The following is a 17,197-nucleotide window of genomic DNA, read 5'->3' on the forward strand; positions in this document are numbered from 1 at the left end:
CTGTCCTTCGACAGCGCATCGCCCCACAATCGGAAGCGGTTTTGACTCAAGCGCGTCGCATCAAACTTGATTCATGCGACGATGCGTGTCGTTGGCCCGGAACCACTGCACAGTTCCGGGCGACACGCATCAAACGCAATCTTAAAATGAAAGAGCCCCGGCCCGCAGGGCCTCAGCTGATGTAGCCGAGCCGGATCGCCTTGGCGATCGCTTGGATGCGATTGACGGAATCGAGTTTGATGGTCGCCGAGCCGAGATAGGCGTTCACGGTGTGCACGGACAGGCCGAGCTTGTCGGCGATCTCTTCGCTGATGCGGCCGTCGCCGGCAAGCTGGAGACAGGCGATCTCGCGTTCGCTGAGCGCCTCGGCGGTGGCCGTGCGGCGTTCGTCGAGCGAGAGCAGATCCATCATAATATGGCAGCAGCGACCGTGCAGCTCGACGATCGTATCGCTCGAGGGATCAATCTCATCGCCGGTGAAAAGGATGAAACCGTTGCCGACCGTGCCGAGCCGCACTGGAAAGGCAAGGCCGGAAAAAGGCACAATACCGTCCTGCAGCCGCGTCATGAACGGGGCGAAGTCCGCAGGACCAGGTGCCGCATGGTCGTAACCGCCGGCCCATGAGAGCGGCAACAAAGACTTCTCGATATGGTCGAGAAGGATATCGCCATAGGCATCTGTGAAGGCCTTGCCGAAGCCGGCATTGGAAGACCCCCAGTTCTCGAGTTCGCAGACAAGGCGCTGCTTTGCCGGAAGACCCGAGCCGCTGACGCGGAAGATCGCAAACCCTTGAGCATCGGCGAGCTTCTGCATCGCAATCAGCCGCGGGAAAAGATCGGACCGGCTGGAAATCCTGTTCACACGCACCATGCGCAGCTGTTCGGCGCTGCTCATCGTCCTGGCTGATGGATGCCCCATAGATCCCCCTATACGAGATTATTGCGGACGGCGAAGGCAATCGCCTCGGACCGGGTCTTGGTCGCCGTCTTGCGCATCACGCTGGTGATGTAGTTGTTGATGGTATTGCGGGAGATTCCGAGGATCATGGCGATCTCGTCGCTGGTCTTGCCCTCGGCGATCCAGAAGAGGCATTCCAGCTCGCGGTCCGTCAATTCGAAATCGCGGTCGACCCTCGTACCACCGCAGCGGAGGAAACTCGCGACATAACCTGCAAGCAGGCCCACATCTCGCAGGCGCTCAGGCGAAAGGATGAACCCCTCGCCGAACAGGAACATCAGGGCCAGCCGCGACCGGCCGACATTGAAGGTGAGAGAACAATATTGACGGCTGGCGCCGTCGGGCACGTCGGCAGTATCAGGCATAAGAGCAAAATTCGGCTGGAAGACCTGCATGCATTTTTCCAGCTCCGTCGAACGGGCATAGCCGCGAACCAGATCATTGGCGATATCCCTGACCAGGTCAAAGGGCCAATCCGACGAAACAATGAAATCGAGACCGCTTTCCTGAAGGAGATCGCAGCGCGCCAGAAGGTAGTGCGAAGCACCCACATACTCGGTCAGCGCCCGCAGACCGGACTGCAACCTGCCAGTGTTGGCGACGCCGTGCAGGCGCTGGAGGAGTTGATCGCGCGGCAACAGATCCGGCATCACCGCGCTCGCGAAATTCGCCATCTGCCTCTCGCCTTTGCTCGCCTGAATTACGTTCATATCCATTGGCAATGTCCTGCGGCTGAGAAACGATCGAACTCGGTGCAACAGCAATTTTTCTGTAAGGGATTCAATTCAAGTTCCGCTCGAATCCCATTTCGAATCACCCAAGGGTAAGCCAGCCGATGCAAATCACCATCTCCGACTTCTAGGGATTTACTTTCGCTGTCGCCCATGCGCTGATTCGATGATCAATTCCACCCCTCAAGATATAGGGGAGGCTAAGGTGATTCTGGGGGTATCGCAACTTCATTCGCGTTTTACGCGAGTTCGCCTTATTAAATTTCTCGACAGCGACACTTTTCGGCATCATGCGCTGGTGCGGTCGGATCTGTTCCTGGTCTTCATGCCGAATGCCCGACATTTACCGTCACTGCTTCCAGAGCGGTTCGTCATTTGTTTGCGGGAACTGACAACGATCCCGTTACAGGAAATCAAGCGTGGTACCGACATGAAAAAGGCCGGTTGCCCGGCCTTTTTTCTTACGCTGCCTCGTCGATCGCCCATTTCCGGAGGATTTTCGCGGCGCGTTCCTCGTTGATCTCGACCATGCGGGAGAGCTTGCGCTCCGGGCCTTCCTTGACGCGACGATTGAAGTTTCCGTCGTCGTCGCCGAGGCTGAGCAGATCCTCGGTACTGTCGAAGCCGAAGTCGGAGCCGAAGCCGTCCATGAGGGCTCCTCCGGGCGCGCCTGCGGAAGGCGCGAAGTCCGGAAGCTCGAGGCCGGCCGCCTCCGGCGTGGCGTCGCCGAGGACCGACGAGCTGCCATTGCCGCTGACGCTGCGCACTAGAGGCCGCAGGCCCATCCAGACCACCACGAAGGCGACCGCGACGAAGGCGAGAGAGTTGATAATGCCGGCGAGGTTGCGGCTCAGCATATCCATGACGCGCACACCACCGGTGGCGTCTTCGAGCAGCTGGTTCTCGAGGAAATCCATCGCCGTAACGGTGACGACGTCGCCACGCTTGGCGTCGATGCCGGACGCCGAAGCGACGATCTTCTGCATTTCGGCAAGATAGGCATCGATCTTGGCCTGGTCGGCGGGCTCGCCGACCATCTTGGCGATGCGGCCCTTGTTGACCACCACCGCAATCGACAGCTTCTCGACCTTGTAGCTGTTGCGGGTCGTCGCCGTCGTCCGGCTGTTGATTTCGTAGTTGGTCTGCTCTTCGCGCTTGTCGGACTTGTCCTGCGATTCGGGCCCGGCGGAGCCGCCGGCCTCGGGAGCTGCCTGCGGAATATTCTGCTCGACCGTCGTCGCGCTGTCCGACTGTTTCTGCTGCGACTGCTGGGCTTCCTTGGTCGAGCGGACCGAGCGTTCGACCTTGGACTCGGGATCGTAGGTCGTTTCCTGGATCTGCTGGGCGTCCGTGTTGAGATCGGCGGTCACGCTGGAACGGAAGTTGTCCATGCCGAGGAAGGGTGCCAGCGCCTTGTCGATGTTGGATTCGACTTCCTGCTGGACGTTCTGGACGATGGTGAGCGAGCGGTTCAGCGAGCTGTTGCTCGCTTCGTCGCCGGAAGCGAGCAGTTGACCGGCGGAATCGAGGATCGTCACGTCATCGACGTCAAGCCCCGGCACGGCCGAGGCGACGAGGTGGCGGATCGAGGTCGCGGCACTGCGCCCGGTGGTGGCGCTGGCACGAATCATGACGGAGGCGGTCGGCTTCTGCTCCGCCTTTCGGAAGTTTCCAACCTCCGGCATGACGATATGCACGCGCGCGGCGGTGATCCCGGAGATCGACTGGATGGTGCGGGCGATTTCGCCTTCCAGCGCTCGAACCCGCGTCACCTCCTGCATGAAGGAGGTCAGGCCGAGGGAGCCGACATTGTCGAAGAGTTCGTAACCGGCATTGGCGCTGTTCGGCAGGCCGCGCTCGGCAAGCAACAGCCGGGCTTTGCCCGTCATCCCTGCGGGGACGCTGATACTGGTGCCGTCCGTACCGACCTGGAAATCGACGTTGGCTTCGGCAAGCGCCATGCTGATCTGGTTGAGATCCGGCGCATCCAGACCGACATACAGCGTTTCCTGTGCCGGCTTGTTGACGAAAAGAGCGGCCGCAAGGACGATTGCGATAGAGACGGCGCCGACGCCTCCGAGAATCATCAGGCGTGTTCGGCCAAGGGAACTGAAGTTCTTAAAGATCTGAACTAATTGATTTAACAGATTCATTCTGTTCTCGCACGATTCGTCAAAGACAAAGCAGGCTTATTGCCTCATCTGACGAATAATCGGCGAAACTTGTGCGAGCGTTTCGTGAAGCGCCGGCGGGAGCAAAAAAGGCCGAATGAATGCGCCCCAAAACTTCGCAGCGGTTTTGGGAAACGACATGCATAAATCAAGACTTGGAGCGCCGCATGAATCCGGCTTGAAGCGATGCGCCTTAGAAGAAGTCGAAGTCGCCGGCTGCCTTGCTCAATGGCTGGGAATGGCCGTGGCGTGTGGCGCCGCCCAATGCCTTCTGCATTTCTGCCAGCTTGACGAGGCTGAGCGCGGTGGCGACGTCGACTGCCCAGCCGTGCGGGATTTCGCCGGTGATGGTGTCGATGAACTCGGCAAGGCCACGCGATTTCTGCACGGCGAGGTCGATGCCCTGCATGACCTTCATGGCATCCGGTGAATTCAGAATTTCGGCGCCGCCGAGATCGAGAAGCTGCGGCTCGATGCGCTCGATGAGATAGGCGACATCGTGCAGTTCGGAAACGATGCGCATCAGGATGTCGCTCAACGCCTCGACAGGCGCAGGCGGCTCCATCACCGGGTTAAATGTCATATGAAAATCCTCGACATCAAAAAAATTCGATACTGGTTTCGACGGGCTTCGGCGGAGCGGCAGGGCGCTGCTCGAGAGCGACGGTTCTCTGCGTTTCGGCGCCGGTCAGGGGGTATTGCCGGGCACGACCGGAGACGGGCCAAAATTCAAGCTTGCGTCCGTGGTCTCCGCCTGTGGAGGAACCGACCACCGGAATGCCTTCATCCTTCAGGAACTGCATGGCGAAGGCCGCGTTCTGCTCACCGACATTGGAGAATGTCGAGATCGTCTTGGCGCCGCCGAAGATCTTGGCCTCCAGCCTGTCGCGCCGGGCGCCCTGTTTCAGGAGACCGTTGATCAGCAGTTCCATCAGATGCACGCCGTAACGGGTGGCATCGCCGCCTGAGGTCGGCGACGTCGCCGAACCGGGCAGCAAGAAGTGGTTCATGCCGCCGATGCCGGCGATAGGGTCTCGGAGGCACGCAGCTACGCAGGAACCGAGAATGGTCGAGAGGACCGCATTCGGATCGTTCAGAACCTTGTACTCGCCCTGAATGATGTGCACGCGGCGGGCTGCCCCCTCAGTGATCATTTCAGGGCTCCAAACACAGCTTCGATGGCCGCTTTCATCTTCTCGATCGTGAACGGCTTGGCGAGCACGTTGTTGGCCCCGAGCTGGGCTGCCTTCTGCACCAGTGCTCGGTCGCCCTGGGCGGTGAGGATGATGAAGGCTGCCTTCTTGGTGTTCGGATTGGTGCGCACGGCCTGAAGAAAGCCGATGCCATCCATCTTCGGCATGTTGAAGTCCGAGATCACCAGGTGGTGCGGCTGCTCGGCCATGATTTTCATGCCCTGCTCGCCGTCGCCTGCGGACGTGATCTGCTTGAAACCGAGCTGGGTCAGCGCGTCACTGAGCAGCAACCGGCTCGTTACCTGATCGTCGACGATCAGAACTTTGATTTTCTCCGCGATCGACATTTTATTCGGTCCCTTCCTTTCGGGCGGCTGTCATTTTCAATATTTCTTCCCCGATGGCAGACAGGGGCAACTGCTGCTCAACGGCGCCAAGTTCATGGGCAACCCTTGGCATTCCGTAAACGACACAGGTTTTTTCGTTCTGGCCAAGTGTTCTGGCGCCGGCGTGACGCATTTTCAACAATCCGGCGGCACCATCGCGGCCCATTCCGGTCAAAATCACGCCGACGGCGTTGCGGCCCGCCAACTCCGCAACCGAATCGAACAGCACGTCGACCGATGGCCGGTGACCGTTGACCGGCGCGCGGTCAACGAGACGGCAGCACGGCGCCGAGGCACTGCTGACCTGGAGATGGCGCTCGCCGCCGGGCGCCAGATAGATCTTGCCGATTTCGAGCCGGGCACCGTCGGTTGCTTCCTGCACCACCGGCGCACAGAGGCGGTTCAGGCGTTCGGCGAAGCTCTTGGTAAAGGTCGGCGGCATATGCTGGGTGATGACCGTCGGCGGGCAATTGGCCGGAAACTTCTGCAGCACGGCGATCAGCGCCTCGACGCCGCCGGTCGACGAGCCGATCGCGACGATCTTGCGGCCGACGCGGAAATCGGCGACGGAGGGCGGGGGTGCTGCGGGGGCAACCGGATGGGAGAACTGGCGCTGCGTGCGCGCGGCAGCCTTGACCTTCTCGGCGAGGTCGCCGAAGGGCCGGAGTTCGCCCGGCCCCGGCTTGCCGACGCAGTCGAACGCACCGATCTCAAGTGCTGCAAGCGTCGCCTCGGCGCCGCGGTGGGTCATTGTCGAGACCATGATGACAGGCATCGGACGCAGCCTCATGATCTTTTCGAGGAAATCGAGACCGTTCATGTTCGGCATCTCGATGTCGAGCGTCACGACGTCGGGGTTCAGCCGCTTGATCGCCTCGCGCGCTTCCAGCGCGTCGCCGGCCTGGCCGATGACGTTGACCTCGGGGTCCGAACTCAAGACGGCGGTGATCAGACCCCGCATCGTCGGAGAGTCGTCAACAACGAGAACCCTTGCCGGCGCGCTCATGCCTTCCTCCCGAGACCTTTAGCCGTATACCGATAGGTCGTGATGCCGATATTGTCGAAGACGTGTTTTGCCTCGCCCGACACACGCTCGGAATGGCCGATATAGAGATGCCCGCCCTCCGGCAGCAGGCCGGCGAAACGCTGCCAGATCTTCATCTGCGTCGGCTCGTCGAAATAGATGACGACGTTGCGGCAGAAGATGACGTCGAACTTGCCCTTGAACGGCCATTGCGCCATCAGGTTCAGCTCGTTGTAGGTGATCAGCCGCTTGACCCGGTCGTCGACCTGGAACTTCCTGCGGCCCTGGATCTCGACTTCGCTGAACCATTGCTTGCGCATGGCGGGCGAAACGGTTTCGAGCGCGCTTTCGTCATAGGCGCCGGCCCGGGCGATCGCCAGGATCTTCGGGTCGATGTCGGTTGCCAGGATCTTGAAGTCGTAATCGGCGACATTCGGCATCAGCGAGAGCACCGTGAGCGCGATCGAATAGGGTTCCTGCCCGTCGGAGGAAGCGGCCGACCAGATGCGCACCCTGCCGCCCGATCTCGCCCTTTGCAGAAGTTCCGGCAGGACATGGTCGCGCAGGTGGTCGAAATGATGGTTTTCGCGGAAGAAGCGGGTAAAATTGGTCGTCAGATGCGAGAGCATCTCGCGGCGCGGCGCAGCTCCCGCCGGCGAAGCGACGAGGTCGCAATATTCCCGGAAGCCGGACAAACCGAGATTACGGATATGTTTCGACAGGCGCGAATAGACGAGCGACGCCTTCGTCTCGTTGAGGAAGATGCCGGCATCCGAATAGATCATCGCGGCGATCTCCGTGAGGTCGCGGCGCGTCAGCGGATATTCTCCGCTCGCAAGGACCTCGTCGGATCCCTGCCTCTGATCTTTTGCGCCCATTGCGTTCATGCGGCTTCGCTTTCGGTCTCGGGAAAGAGGGATTCGAGTTCGATCAGGCAGATCATGCGCTTGTCGATGGCAAGAATGCCGCGGGCAAATTGACGCTCGAGCTCGGAGGAGATCTCGGGCGTCGGCTGGACGGTCTCGTCGGTCACCGTCAGGATATCGGAGACGGCATCGACCAGCAGGCCGACGACCTTGCGCCGGACCTGGGCGACGATGATGACATGACGGGCAGTCGGATCGGCCGGCTTCATGCCAAGCCGGGCAGCAAGGTCGATGATCGGCAGCACCGCGCCGCGCAGGTTGATGACACCGAGCATATAGGCAGGCGAGTGCGGCATCGCGGTCGCCGGGGTCCAGCCCCGGATCTCACGAACCGACATGATGTTCACGCAAAATTCCTGATCCCCGATGCGGAACGCGATCAGCTCGCGATCCCCCTCGTTCAGATTTTTTACGGCGTACGACATTGCCTTACCCTACCGCTGCTAACGACATTTCCGCTTTGAGCGACTGGCCGCGCGAGGCGCCGACGACCGCGTCGACATCGAGGATGAGAGCGACGCGCCCGTCACCGAGAATGGTCGCGGCGGCAATGCCCGGCACATGGGTATAGTTCGCTTCCAGGCTCTTGATGACCACCTGGCGCTGACCCTGGATGGCGTCGACCATCAGGGCGCGCTGGCCGCCGCCTTCGGATTCCACCAGAAGCGCCACGCCCTCGACCGGGTTGGCCTGGGTGGCGCGGAAGTTCAGGATGCGACCGACATCGACCAGTGGGCAGAAGCTGTTGCGGATCGAGATCAGCCGGTGGTTTGCACCGAAGGAGTGGATCGCGGCCGCTTCCGGCTGCAGGGTTTCGACGATCGCAGTCAGCGGCACCACCAAGGTCTGGCCGGCGACGGTGACCACCATGCCGTCGAGGACGGCGAGCGTCAGCGGCAGGCTCATGGTGAAGACCGAGCCGTGGCCCGGCTTGGAGGTGATGTTGATACGGCCGCCGAGCGCCTGGATCGAACGCTTGACGACGTCCATGCCGACGCCACGGCCGGAGATGTCCGAGATCTTGTCGGCCGTCGAGAAGCCCGGCAGGAAGATCAGGTTGTCGATTTCTTCGTCCGACAGGTTGGAATCGGCCGGGATGAGGTCGTTGTCGATCGCCTTCTGGCGGACCTTCTCGCGGTTGATGCCGGCGCCGTCATCGGCAAGCTCGATCAGGATGCGTCCTGAACGATGCTTGGCGGTCAGGCGGACCGTGCCTTCGGTGTTCTTGCCGGCGGCTGCACGCTTTTCAGGCGTTTCGATGCCGTGGTCGACGGCATTGCGGATCATGTGGGTCAGCGGCTCGGCCAGCTTGTCGATGACCGTCTTGTCGACTTCGGTATTTTCACCTTCGGTGATGAGGCGGATCGATTTGCCGGTCATGTCGGCGATTTCGCGGACGATACGCGACATGCGCTGGAACACCGGCTTCACCGGCTGGGCGCGAATCGCCATGACCGAGTCCTGGATCTCGCGGGTGAGCTGCTGCAACTCCTCGAGACCCATGTTGATCGAGGAGGTACCGGTCGTGTCGTTCTCGATGACGCTCTGCGACAGCATCGCCTGGTTGATGACCAGTTCGCCGACGAGGTTGATGAGGCGGTCGACACGGTCGAGATCGACGCGGATCGTCTGGCCGGCGCCGGCGGCGGCGTTGTTCTGGGCGGCAGCACTTGCAGCGGCTGCTGCGGCGGCGGCCGATTCCTTCTTCTCGACACGGGCGGCGGCTGAAGCCATCTGCGTGACGTTGGAGGCGGTCTCGGCGGCGGCAACGGCGGCGGCCGTCTCCTCGGCCCTTGCGTTGGCGGCGGAAACTTCTTCCGTTGCGCCGCTCTCATCCAGGATCGACAGATCGAAGGGAACCGGCACCATCGGCAGTTCGTCGTTGCTGGTCGCGTCGGCCCTTGCTTCCTCGACCGGCTTCACCGTCAGTTCGCAATCCCACTCAGCAAATTCGAAGACGGTACGAATGGCGTCCTCGCCCTTGTCCGTCTTGATCGTGACGTTCCAGAAGAAATAAGCGCCTTCCGGATCGAGTTCCTCCAGGCCCGGCAGGTCGTCGGTATTGCAATAGATGGTCATTTCGCCGAGGCGCGAGAGGTCGCGCAGCAGCAACGTTGCATCATTGCCCTTGGAATAGAGTTCGTAGCGCGGCTTGAAGATGACTTCATAGGCCGGCATGCCGGAGTCCGCACCGCCCTCGCCGCCAAAATCGTCGAAGGAAAAGGGGACCGGCTGGAAGCCGCTGTCGTCGGTGGGCTTGACTGTCGGCGCCGCAGCGGCCGGAACGGCCTTGGCCACGGGCTTTGCTGCGCCCTTCGGGGCCGGCGCCTCGGCCAATGCCGAGGGAGATAGCAACTCACCGTTGGCCAGCGCCTCGAGCTCCTTGACCAGGCTTCGGCTGCGGCTTTCATCGACGCTGCCGCCGTCACGCGCAGCATTCGTCAGGTCGGCGAGCACGTCGGCCGACTTCAGCATCACCTTCAGGACGTCCTGGGTCGGCTCGAGCTTGTTGGATCGAACGCAATCGAGAGTGGTCTCGAAAACATGGGCGAAGGCGACCAGATCATCAAGGCCGAAGGCGCCGGCGCCACCCTTGATCGAATGCACGGCACGAAACACCGCATTGACGGTTTCCGGATCGCGATCGCCATCATTCAATTTCAGAAGACCGGATTCCAGCTCGGCGAGCTGTTCCTCGCACTCCTGGAAAAAGATCTCTTTGATTTCGTTCATATCCATCGGTGCAAATCCTGGGTTTAAGCGGTTACACGCTCAATGGCATCGATCAGTTTGGCCGGATCGAAAGGCTTGACGATCCAGCCCGTGGCACCGGCCTGGCGGGCGCGGTTCTTCTTTTCCGCGTCGCTTTCGGTGGTCAGGACCAGGATCGGGATCGCCCGATATTTTTCGTTGCGGCGGACACCTTCGATGAAGCCGAAACCATCGAGGCGCGGCATGTTGATGTCGGTCACGATGACGTCAGGATTGGACTCTTCGAGAATCTCGAGACCCTCGATGCCGTCTTCCGCCTGAATCGTCTCGAAGCCGGCATTGTTCAGCGTCACGAGAAGCATGTTTCGGATGGTGCGGGAATCATCCACGGTAAGAACTTTTTTCTTCATTGCCGAATCTCCTTGGCAAGCAGGTGATCAATATTGACGCCCGCCAGCTGCATGGTTTTCTGAAATGCGTCGGACACCTTGGAGAAGGTGAATGGCTGCTTGTCCTGCACCCAGGTCTTCTCGGCGGACATCAGAACCTGGGCACAAAGAGCACCGATCCGTTCGACGCCGGAAGCGTCTATTGACAGGCCGCTACCCCTGAGGGAGAGAAGTTTGTCGCGCAAGGCGGAAGCCTCGTTGAGGTCGAGCACCGCTGTCAAATCCAGCGTCTTGCCACTCTTCTTTGCTGCCATCAGCTTTTCCTTGTCCCCTTGTCCCCGGCCCGAGAAGACGAGCTGAGGCAATCATCCGATAGGTTAGTAAACATTCCGCCCACCTCCGACGCTTGCGAACGGCCGCGGAAGGCTAAAATCATCATTTTCGTATTCGTCTTCGGCCACAGCCGGACGGGCGGCGGCTTCGATGGCGCGCGGCGACGTCACACGAACCGGCGCCGGGCGTCCGGCATTGGCGTTTTCCCGGGCGATGCGGAATTCGCGAATCGTCTGACCGAGTTCGAGAATGACGGTATGAAGGTGGTCGGCGCCTTCGGCGGAACGCTCCGCAAGGCCGGCGCTGTCCGCCACCTCGCTACCCAGGCCCTTGATGTCTGAAGTCACGATGTCGAGGCTTGCGGCATGTTCGCCGGTTCGGGTGGCGATGCCCGCGATGGCGGCATTGATGTCGGTGACCTGACGCACGATGCTGCCGATCGAATCCTGTGTGCGGCCGACCATCTGCACGCCTGCGTCGACCTGGGCCTTGGTCGTCGTCACCAGCGTCTTGATCTCGCGGGCGGCTTCGGCCGAGCGCTGGGCCAGCGCGCGGACCTCCTGGGCGACGACGGCAAAACCGCGGCCGGAATCGCCGGCGCGAGCGGCCTCGATGCCGGCGTTCAGCGCCAGAAGATTGGTCTGAAAGGCGATCTCGTCGATCGCGCCGATGATCTGGCCGATCTTTTCGGCTGACTGCTCGATGTCGGCCATGGCGCTGATCGCGCGGCCGACGACCTCGCCGCTTTGTTCGACGGCGGCGCGCGTCGAGGCGGCGGCCTGTTCGGCAGTGCGGCTGTCGGCAGCACCGTCGCGGACACTGCCGGCGATACCGGCAAGGGCAGCGGCAGAAAGCTGCAGCCGGTCGGCCTGGTCCGAAGCCGTGCCGGCGAACTGCCTGGACAGGCCGGCAAGCGAGCCTGTCGCCGCTTCGGCCTTGAGCGTGCGCTCGGTGATGGCGGTGAACTCGGCCTGGAGGCCATCCAATGCGCCGTTCAGCGCGGCGGCGATCGCGGCATGGGCTCCATCGACGGGCGCGCGCCGCGTCAAGTCGCGTGCCGACAGGCCTTCGATGACATCGCCGAAGATCCTGACGATCTCGGCCTCGTTATCGGCGCGCTGATCGGCAAGCGCGCGCTGTTCAGCGGCGCGCTGCGCGTTGAAGCGGAGCGAGACGGCGATTTCCACATCGACCATGACGATGCGGATGATCGCTGTCATCAGATCGGAGATTTCGCGGGTGCGACGCTTGGCGGACGGCAGCAACGATCGGCCGGCGATCTGCTCGGCGAGACCGGAAACAACATGCTCCAGCACGACGCCATGGCCAGCCACGTGCCAGCGCGGATCGAGGCCGATCTTGCTTTCGGTATCGGAGAGAACCTTGACGCGCTCGGCATAGAGACTGTCGAACCGCGCATCGGTCAGCACATCCCAGTGCGAGGACTGCAGATCATGCAGGCGCTCGACTTGGCGCTCGCTCTCGAAATTACGCGCGGCGTCGGGGAATGACTGGAACCTGTGGAAGAGATCTCTGAGACCTGCCTTCAAATGCGCTTCGAGGGCCGGTCGATTGCGGCGCACCAGCTCGCACTGGTCGGCATCGAGACCGACAAAGCGCAGGCGGTCGCGCAAGCTGCCTGCCTGCGCTCCACGAGCCTGATCTGATGGCATATCCTGCCTCAACGCCTGTCCCCGACCACATTCCGAGCGAAAGCCCGGCCAAAAACTTTTGCAGCATCCGTCGAAACGCAGGTCTGGAGACGGTCCTCACCAACCGGTTACAACCGGCGGATCGAAGCCCCTTGATCAGCTATGTTTCGGAGCTGTCTGAAGAGATGGATACCGGATCAACCCGGTACGGCGGGACGGCGTCATGCCTGGTGGGAACGAGTGAATCTTCCCATTCCGACGTGTAAACCAATGTTTATGGTTAATTCCTTGCTTGAAGGTTAATAAGCCTTTGGCAGCACCGGCTTTTGAAGCAATTCAAGGCCGTTCACAGCAAATACTGCTGCGGAGTTGCACGGCTGCTACAAGGCACACGCAAGCTCCGTGATATACGCCGGTCGATAACCAAGACATGACGTCGACAAGGACAGAGCAATGATTGTTCTCGGATTGGGTTCCTGCTTGATTGCAATGACGCTGCTCGCCGCCGTCGCCCGCCTCGATTTTCTCGCCGCAAACCGCGATATCCGCGCGCTTCGGGTGTTCTAAAACCCATCCATCCCCGTTGGCAGTCCGGCACCTTTGGTGTATCGCACTGGCGCCTTTCATGTCAGCGGAACACTCGCTTATGTCCCCCAGATCTGGTCTCCTCATCGTTCTTGGCTTCACGCTCTGGCGCGTCGTTACGCTGCATTTCGATCAGACGGACCTGTTCGTCGACGAGGCGCAGTACTGGTTCTGGGCGCAGAATCTCGATCTCGGCTATTATTCCAAACCGCCGATGATCGCTTGGGTGATCCGGGCGATGACCGAGCTTTCCGGCTCCAACGCCATCTACTGGATCAGGCTCTCCGGACCACTGATCCACATGGCGGCGGCACTGGTTCTGATGAAGGTTGCAAAGCGTTTCGTCGGCCCGGAGATCGAAGGGTGGACAGGCGCCACCTACATTACCCTCCCGGGCGTCGCACTTTCCTCGGTATTCTTCTCGACCGACGTGATCCTGCTGTTCTTCATCGCGATCAGCTTGTTTGCCTATTTCGGCTTGACGCAGCGTCGCTCGGTGGGGCTCGCGCTCGTCATGGGCCTCGGCGTCGGCCTCGCCTTCATGACGAAATACGCCGTGCTGTTCGTCGTTCCGGGCGGCGCGCTTGCTCTCCTCTTCATTCCGGCGGCGCGCATCGCCATCCGGGATTTCATCATTGCGGTCGCGATCGCGACGGTGGTTGCCTTGCCGAACCTTTGGTGGAACCTGCAGCACAATAATACGACGGTGCGGCATACGCAGGACATCGCCCACTGGAGCGAACTCGGCATCAATCTCCGTCGCGGGTTTGAATTCTTCTCCGCCCAATTCGGCGTCGTCGGGCCGATCATCTTCTTTGCGATGCTCTGGGCAGTCTATCGCATGATCAAGGGCAGGAGCGACGATCGGGAAAAGATGCTGGTCTGGCTGTCGATGCCGGTGGTGGTGCTGATCACGCTACAGGCAACGGTCGCCAAGGCCTATGCGAACTGGGCGGTGACCGCCTATATCGCCGGGACCATCCTTGCCGTCTGGCTGCTTTATCGGATGTGGCCGAGGGGCCTGAGACTGTCGCTCACCATCAACGGCATCGCCAGCCTGCTGTTTCCGCTGGCGACGGTCTTTCCGCAGCAGTTGCTGCTGCCGAACGGCGACGAACTGATGAAGCGCTATCTCGGCCGCGCCGAGGTCAGCCGCGAGGCCGCCGCACTCGCGGCTCAGGCCGGCACCGACATCATCGTCACCGACAATCGCGACATGGTCGCCGATCTTTTCTATACGCTGCGCGATGCATCCTACCGGATCTATGCGCGGGCGCCGGCCGGCCTTCCGGAGAGCTATTACGAACAGGAATTCGCTCTACCTGCCGACATCACCGGCAAAGTGCTTTTCCTGACGGATGGGTCCCTGACCTGCGCCGCGGAGACGCCCGAGGTTCTGAAGAACTGGCAGCCGACGGAGGGCTATTACAGGGGTAAGTCGCTCTCCGTCTACAGGGTCTCCGCCACCTGCCTGGCGCCCTGAGTCGATCGATTCCGATTTGAGGAATTATGCCGTGGACAGGCAGAGGCCGGTACCCGCCCCATCGATCTCGACGAATTGGACCCCGCCTTCCTCGAAGGCGAGGCGCAGCTGCGCCTCCGTCGCGCGGTGGATGTCGTGGAGGCGACCCTCATAATCGCGGATGGTGCTGCGCGAGACGGCGGCCCTGTCGGCAAGATCGGTCTGGGTCCAATCGAGCAATCCGCGCGCCGCGCGGCAGAGTGCGGGAGTGAGAATTGTTTCCCTTGCGCCTTGACCCATAATTTCAACTTACCCATATTGGTCGATATAGACCATATATGTCATATTACGAACGGGATTTCCAGATCGGGAGACAGCAATGCCACACGATACGCCCTTGATTTCGACAATCGTCGGCGGCCTCGTGCTGGCTTTCGTCTTCGGCGCGCTTGCCCATCGGCTGCGGATGCCGCCGCTCGTCGGTTATCTCATAGCCGGCGTGCTGGTCGGACCACACACGCCGGGTTATGTGGCGGATCAGAGCCTGGCGCCGGAACTTGCCGAAATCGGCGTCATCCTGCTGATGTTCGGCGTCGGCCTGCACTTTTCGCTGAAAGACCTGCTGTCGGTGCGCGGCATCGCCGTGCCAGGCGCGATCGCGCAGATCGCCTTCGCGACGCTGCTCGGCTGGGGGCTCGGCGCCTTCATGGGCTGGCCGACCGGCGGCAGCCTGGTCTTTGGCCTGGCGCTTTCGGTCGCTTCAACCGTGGTGCTGTTGAAAGCGCTGCAGGAGCGGCGCCTGGTCGAAACGGAGCGCGGCAGGATCGCCGTCGGCTGGCTGATCGTCGAGGATCTCGCCATGGTGCTGGCGCTGGTGCTCATCCCGGCCGCAGCCAGCATCGGCGGTGACGGTCACGCGCCTGTCGAGCCGCTCTCGGCCGGGCTGAACCGCCTGTTGGGCCTCGATCTCGGCATCGGCGGCATGATCGCCATGACGCTGGTGAAGGTGGCGCTGTTCGTGGCGCTGATGCTGGTCTTCGGCCGCAAGCTCATTCCATGGACGATGCACCGCATCGCCCATACCGGGTCGCGCGAGCTGTTCCGGCTCGGCGTACTGGCGATTGCGCTCGGCGTCGCTTTCGGAGCGGCAAAGCTCTTCGGCGTGTCGCTGGCGCTCGGCGCCTTCTTTGCCGGCATGGTGCTTGCAGAAAGCGAACTCAGCCATCGCGCCGCACAGGAAAGCCTGCCGCTGCGCGACGCCTTTGCCGTACTCTTCTTCGTCTCGGTCGGCATGCTGTTCGATCCGAACATCCTGATCGACAAGCCGCTGCCGATCCTCGCCACCATCTTCATCATCGTCATCGGCAAATCCGTCGCCGCCCTGCTGATCGTGCTCGCCTTCAAGAAGCCGCTTAGCACGGCGCTGACGATTTCGGCCAGCCTCGGCCAGATCGGCGAATTCTCCTTCATCCTCGCCGCCCTCGGCGTCGAACTCGGGCTGCTGCCGGAGGAAGGCCGCGATCTGATCCTTGCCGGCGCCATCATCTCGATCATCCTCAATCCGCTGCTGTTCTTCCTCTGCGACCGCGTGCGGCCGCTGCTGGACGGGGCAAAGCGGGAAGAGGTGGTGGCGGCCCCTCTCGCGGCAGCTGCGATCGCCGCCCAGGAGGAGGTTTTGCCCGAAGACGACGAGGTGCACCCGACCGCTCTCAGCGGCCACGCCATTCTCGTCGGCTACGGGCGGGTTGGCAGCATCGTCGGGCAGAATCTCAAATCGTCAGCCACACCTTTCCTCGTCATCGAGGATTCCGACAAGCGCATCGGCGAGCTGAAAGCTCAGGGTATCGAAACCCTGATGGGCAATGCGGTGATGCGGGAAACGCTCGACCTCGCCAACCTTTCCGCCGCCCGCAGCCTTGCAATCGCCATCCCGAACGCCTTCGAGGCCTGCCGCATCGCCGAGCAGGCGCGCAGCGTCAATCCGTCGATCCTCATCGTCGCCCGCGCCCATTCCGACGCCGAGGTCGATGAATTGAAGCACTATGGCGCCGACACCGTCATCATGGGCGAGCGTGAAATCGCGCTGGGTATGGTTGACCGGCTCGCCCAAGTGCATCATGAGAGTGTGCCCTATGAAGACGAGCGTGGGCCTGATACAATTATCCCGGCGGATGACGCTCCGCCGCAAAGAGAATGAGATTGGCGCGCTTTTGAGCCGATACGGGAGTGACATCGCCGGGACGGAGAAGATGGAGCTGGACCAGCACCGTCTGACCAACCGTGTCGCCGCTTCTCTCCTCGTCGCCATCCTTGCCTATCTCGGCCTGCTTTTCGGCGGCAATCTGGTCATCTCGCCGGCCGCTGCCGTCAATACGCTTTCCTCCTCCGGCCGTGATCCGCAACCGCCGCAGCTGACTGCGCGCGATGCCGTGCGCGGGTTGCTCGCCACCGAGCGCAAGCTTGCGCCGAAGCAGGCAGCTCATGATGCCGGATCGCCCGCCCTTGTCGCTGCCCCGGTTGTCGATTTCGCCGGATGGAACATATCGGCCGCTTTTCCGGCATCCGAAGCTCTGCTTCATGCCGTGGTCTCCAGGACCCATCAGCCGCGCGCACCGCCGGCTGCTGCCTGACGTTTGCGCCGAGGCGCTTCCGACATCTGACGACATGCCGCCAGC

17 protein-coding genes are annotated in these 17,197 nt (G+C 61.7%); 3 read left to right on the forward strand and 14 right to left on the reverse strand.

What is annotated here, in order from left to right; genetic code table 11:
* Positions 1-172: 172 nt before the first annotated feature.
* The 13 genes from visR to HJB82_RS14360 all read right to left on the reverse strand — a co-directional run bounded on the left by visR (position 173) and on the right by HJB82_RS14360 (position 12,496).
* Positions 173-919, reverse strand: coding sequence for a transcriptional regulator VisR (gene visR, locus HJB82_RS14300; protein ID WP_207582920.1), 747 nt, complete (start codon positions 917-919; stop codon positions 173-175).
* An 8-nt stretch (positions 920-927) separates the two neighbouring features.
* A complete protein-coding gene (gene visN / locus HJB82_RS14305; protein WP_207582919.1) occupies positions 928-1,674 on the reverse strand; it encodes a transcriptional regulator VisN in 747 nt (248 codons plus the stop codon).
* A 476-nt stretch (positions 1,675-2,150) separates the two neighbouring features.
* Entirely contained in the window at positions 2,151-3,842 is a 1,692-nt protein-coding gene (gene fliF, locus HJB82_RS14310; RefSeq protein WP_207582918.1) for a flagellar basal-body MS-ring/collar protein FliF, read from the reverse strand.
* A gap of 211 nt (positions 3,843-4,053) precedes the next feature.
* Positions 4,054-4,443 (reverse strand): hypothetical protein, encoded by a 390-nt coding sequence (locus tag HJB82_RS14315; protein ID WP_003584234.1) that lies wholly within the window; start codon positions 4,441-4,443, stop codon positions 4,054-4,056.
* A gap of 16 nt (positions 4,444-4,459) precedes the next feature.
* Positions 4,460-5,014: a chemoreceptor glutamine deamidase CheD gene (gene cheD / locus HJB82_RS14320; RefSeq protein WP_207582917.1), complete on the reverse strand. Its 555-nt coding sequence runs from the start codon at positions 5,012-5,014 to the stop codon at positions 4,460-4,462.
* Positions 5,011-5,400 (reverse strand): response regulator, encoded by a 390-nt coding sequence (locus HJB82_RS14325; protein ID WP_003556488.1) that lies wholly within the window; start codon positions 5,398-5,400, stop codon positions 5,011-5,013. Before HJB82_RS14325 ends, cheD begins: the two co-directional genes overlap by 4 nt.
* A 1-nt stretch (position 5,401) precedes the next feature.
* Positions 5,402-6,445, reverse strand: a complete 1,044-nt coding sequence (gene cheB, locus HJB82_RS14330; RefSeq protein WP_221140297.1) for a protein-glutamate O-methylesterase CheB — start codon at positions 6,443-6,445, stop codon at positions 5,402-5,404.
* Positions 6,442-7,350, reverse strand: a complete 909-nt coding sequence (gene cheR, locus HJB82_RS14335; protein WP_207582916.1) for a protein-glutamate O-methyltransferase CheR — start codon at positions 7,348-7,350, stop codon at positions 6,442-6,444. Before cheR ends, cheB begins: the two co-directional genes overlap by 4 nt.
* Positions 7,347-7,814 (reverse strand): chemotaxis protein CheW, encoded by a 468-nt coding sequence (locus HJB82_RS14340; RefSeq protein ID WP_207582915.1) that lies wholly within the window; start codon positions 7,812-7,814, stop codon positions 7,347-7,349. The genes cheR and HJB82_RS14340 overlap by 4 nt, the downstream gene beginning before the upstream one ends.
* Before the next feature lie 4 nt (positions 7,815-7,818).
* The gene (locus HJB82_RS14345) at positions 7,819-10,128 is read right to left on the reverse strand and encodes a chemotaxis protein CheA (protein ID WP_221140299.1); all 2,310 of its coding nucleotides are present in this window, start codon (positions 10,126-10,128) and stop codon (positions 7,819-7,821) included.
* A gap of 17 nt (positions 10,129-10,145) precedes the next feature.
* Complete coding sequence (cheY1, locus tag HJB82_RS14350) at positions 10,146-10,511, reverse strand: chemotaxis response regulator CheY1 (protein ID WP_017958972.1); 366 nt, start codon at positions 10,509-10,511, stop codon at positions 10,146-10,148.
* The gene (locus tag HJB82_RS14355; RefSeq protein ID WP_207582913.1) at positions 10,508-10,804 is read right to left on the reverse strand and encodes an STAS domain-containing protein; all 297 of its coding nucleotides are present in this window, start codon (positions 10,802-10,804) and stop codon (positions 10,508-10,510) included. The genes cheY1 and HJB82_RS14355 overlap by 4 nt, the downstream gene beginning before the upstream one ends.
* A 63-nt stretch (positions 10,805-10,867) precedes the next feature.
* Positions 10,868-12,496, reverse strand: a complete 1,629-nt coding sequence (locus HJB82_RS14360) for a globin-coupled sensor protein (RefSeq protein ID WP_207582912.1) — start codon at positions 12,494-12,496, stop codon at positions 10,868-10,870.
* A 625-nt stretch (positions 12,497-13,121) separates the two neighbouring features.
* On the opposite strand from HJB82_RS14360, the gene HJB82_RS14365 reads away from it, so the two are divergent.
* A complete protein-coding gene (locus tag HJB82_RS14365; protein WP_221140301.1) occupies positions 13,122-14,543 on the forward strand; it encodes a glycosyltransferase family 39 protein in 1,422 nt (473 codons plus the stop codon).
* Between the two features lie 24 nt (positions 14,544-14,567).
* Here HJB82_RS14365 and HJB82_RS14370 read toward each other — a convergent pair whose 3' ends face one another.
* Positions 14,568-14,822, reverse strand: a complete 255-nt coding sequence (locus tag HJB82_RS14370; RefSeq protein WP_221131270.1) for a helix-turn-helix transcriptional regulator — start codon at positions 14,820-14,822, stop codon at positions 14,568-14,570.
* A 79-nt stretch (positions 14,823-14,901) separates the two neighbouring features.
* Between HJB82_RS14370 and ybaL the strand changes: the two genes are divergently transcribed.
* Together ybaL and HJB82_RS14380 are read left to right on the forward strand one after the other, a co-directional pair.
* Positions 14,902-16,719: a YbaL family putative K(+) efflux transporter gene (gene ybaL / locus HJB82_RS14375; RefSeq protein WP_221140303.1), complete on the forward strand. Its 1,818-nt coding sequence runs from the start codon at positions 14,902-14,904 to the stop codon at positions 16,717-16,719.
* A gap of 52 nt (positions 16,720-16,771) precedes the next feature.
* Entirely contained in the window at positions 16,772-17,152 is a 381-nt protein-coding gene (locus HJB82_RS14380) for a hypothetical protein (RefSeq protein ID WP_207582908.1), read from the forward strand.
* The last annotated feature ends 45 nt before the right edge of the window (positions 17,153-17,197 follow it).

Origin of the sequence: Rhizobium sp. NZLR10, from assembly GCF_019685125.1 — a bacterium.
Lineage (GTDB): Bacteria > Pseudomonadota > Alphaproteobacteria > Rhizobiales > Rhizobiaceae > Rhizobium.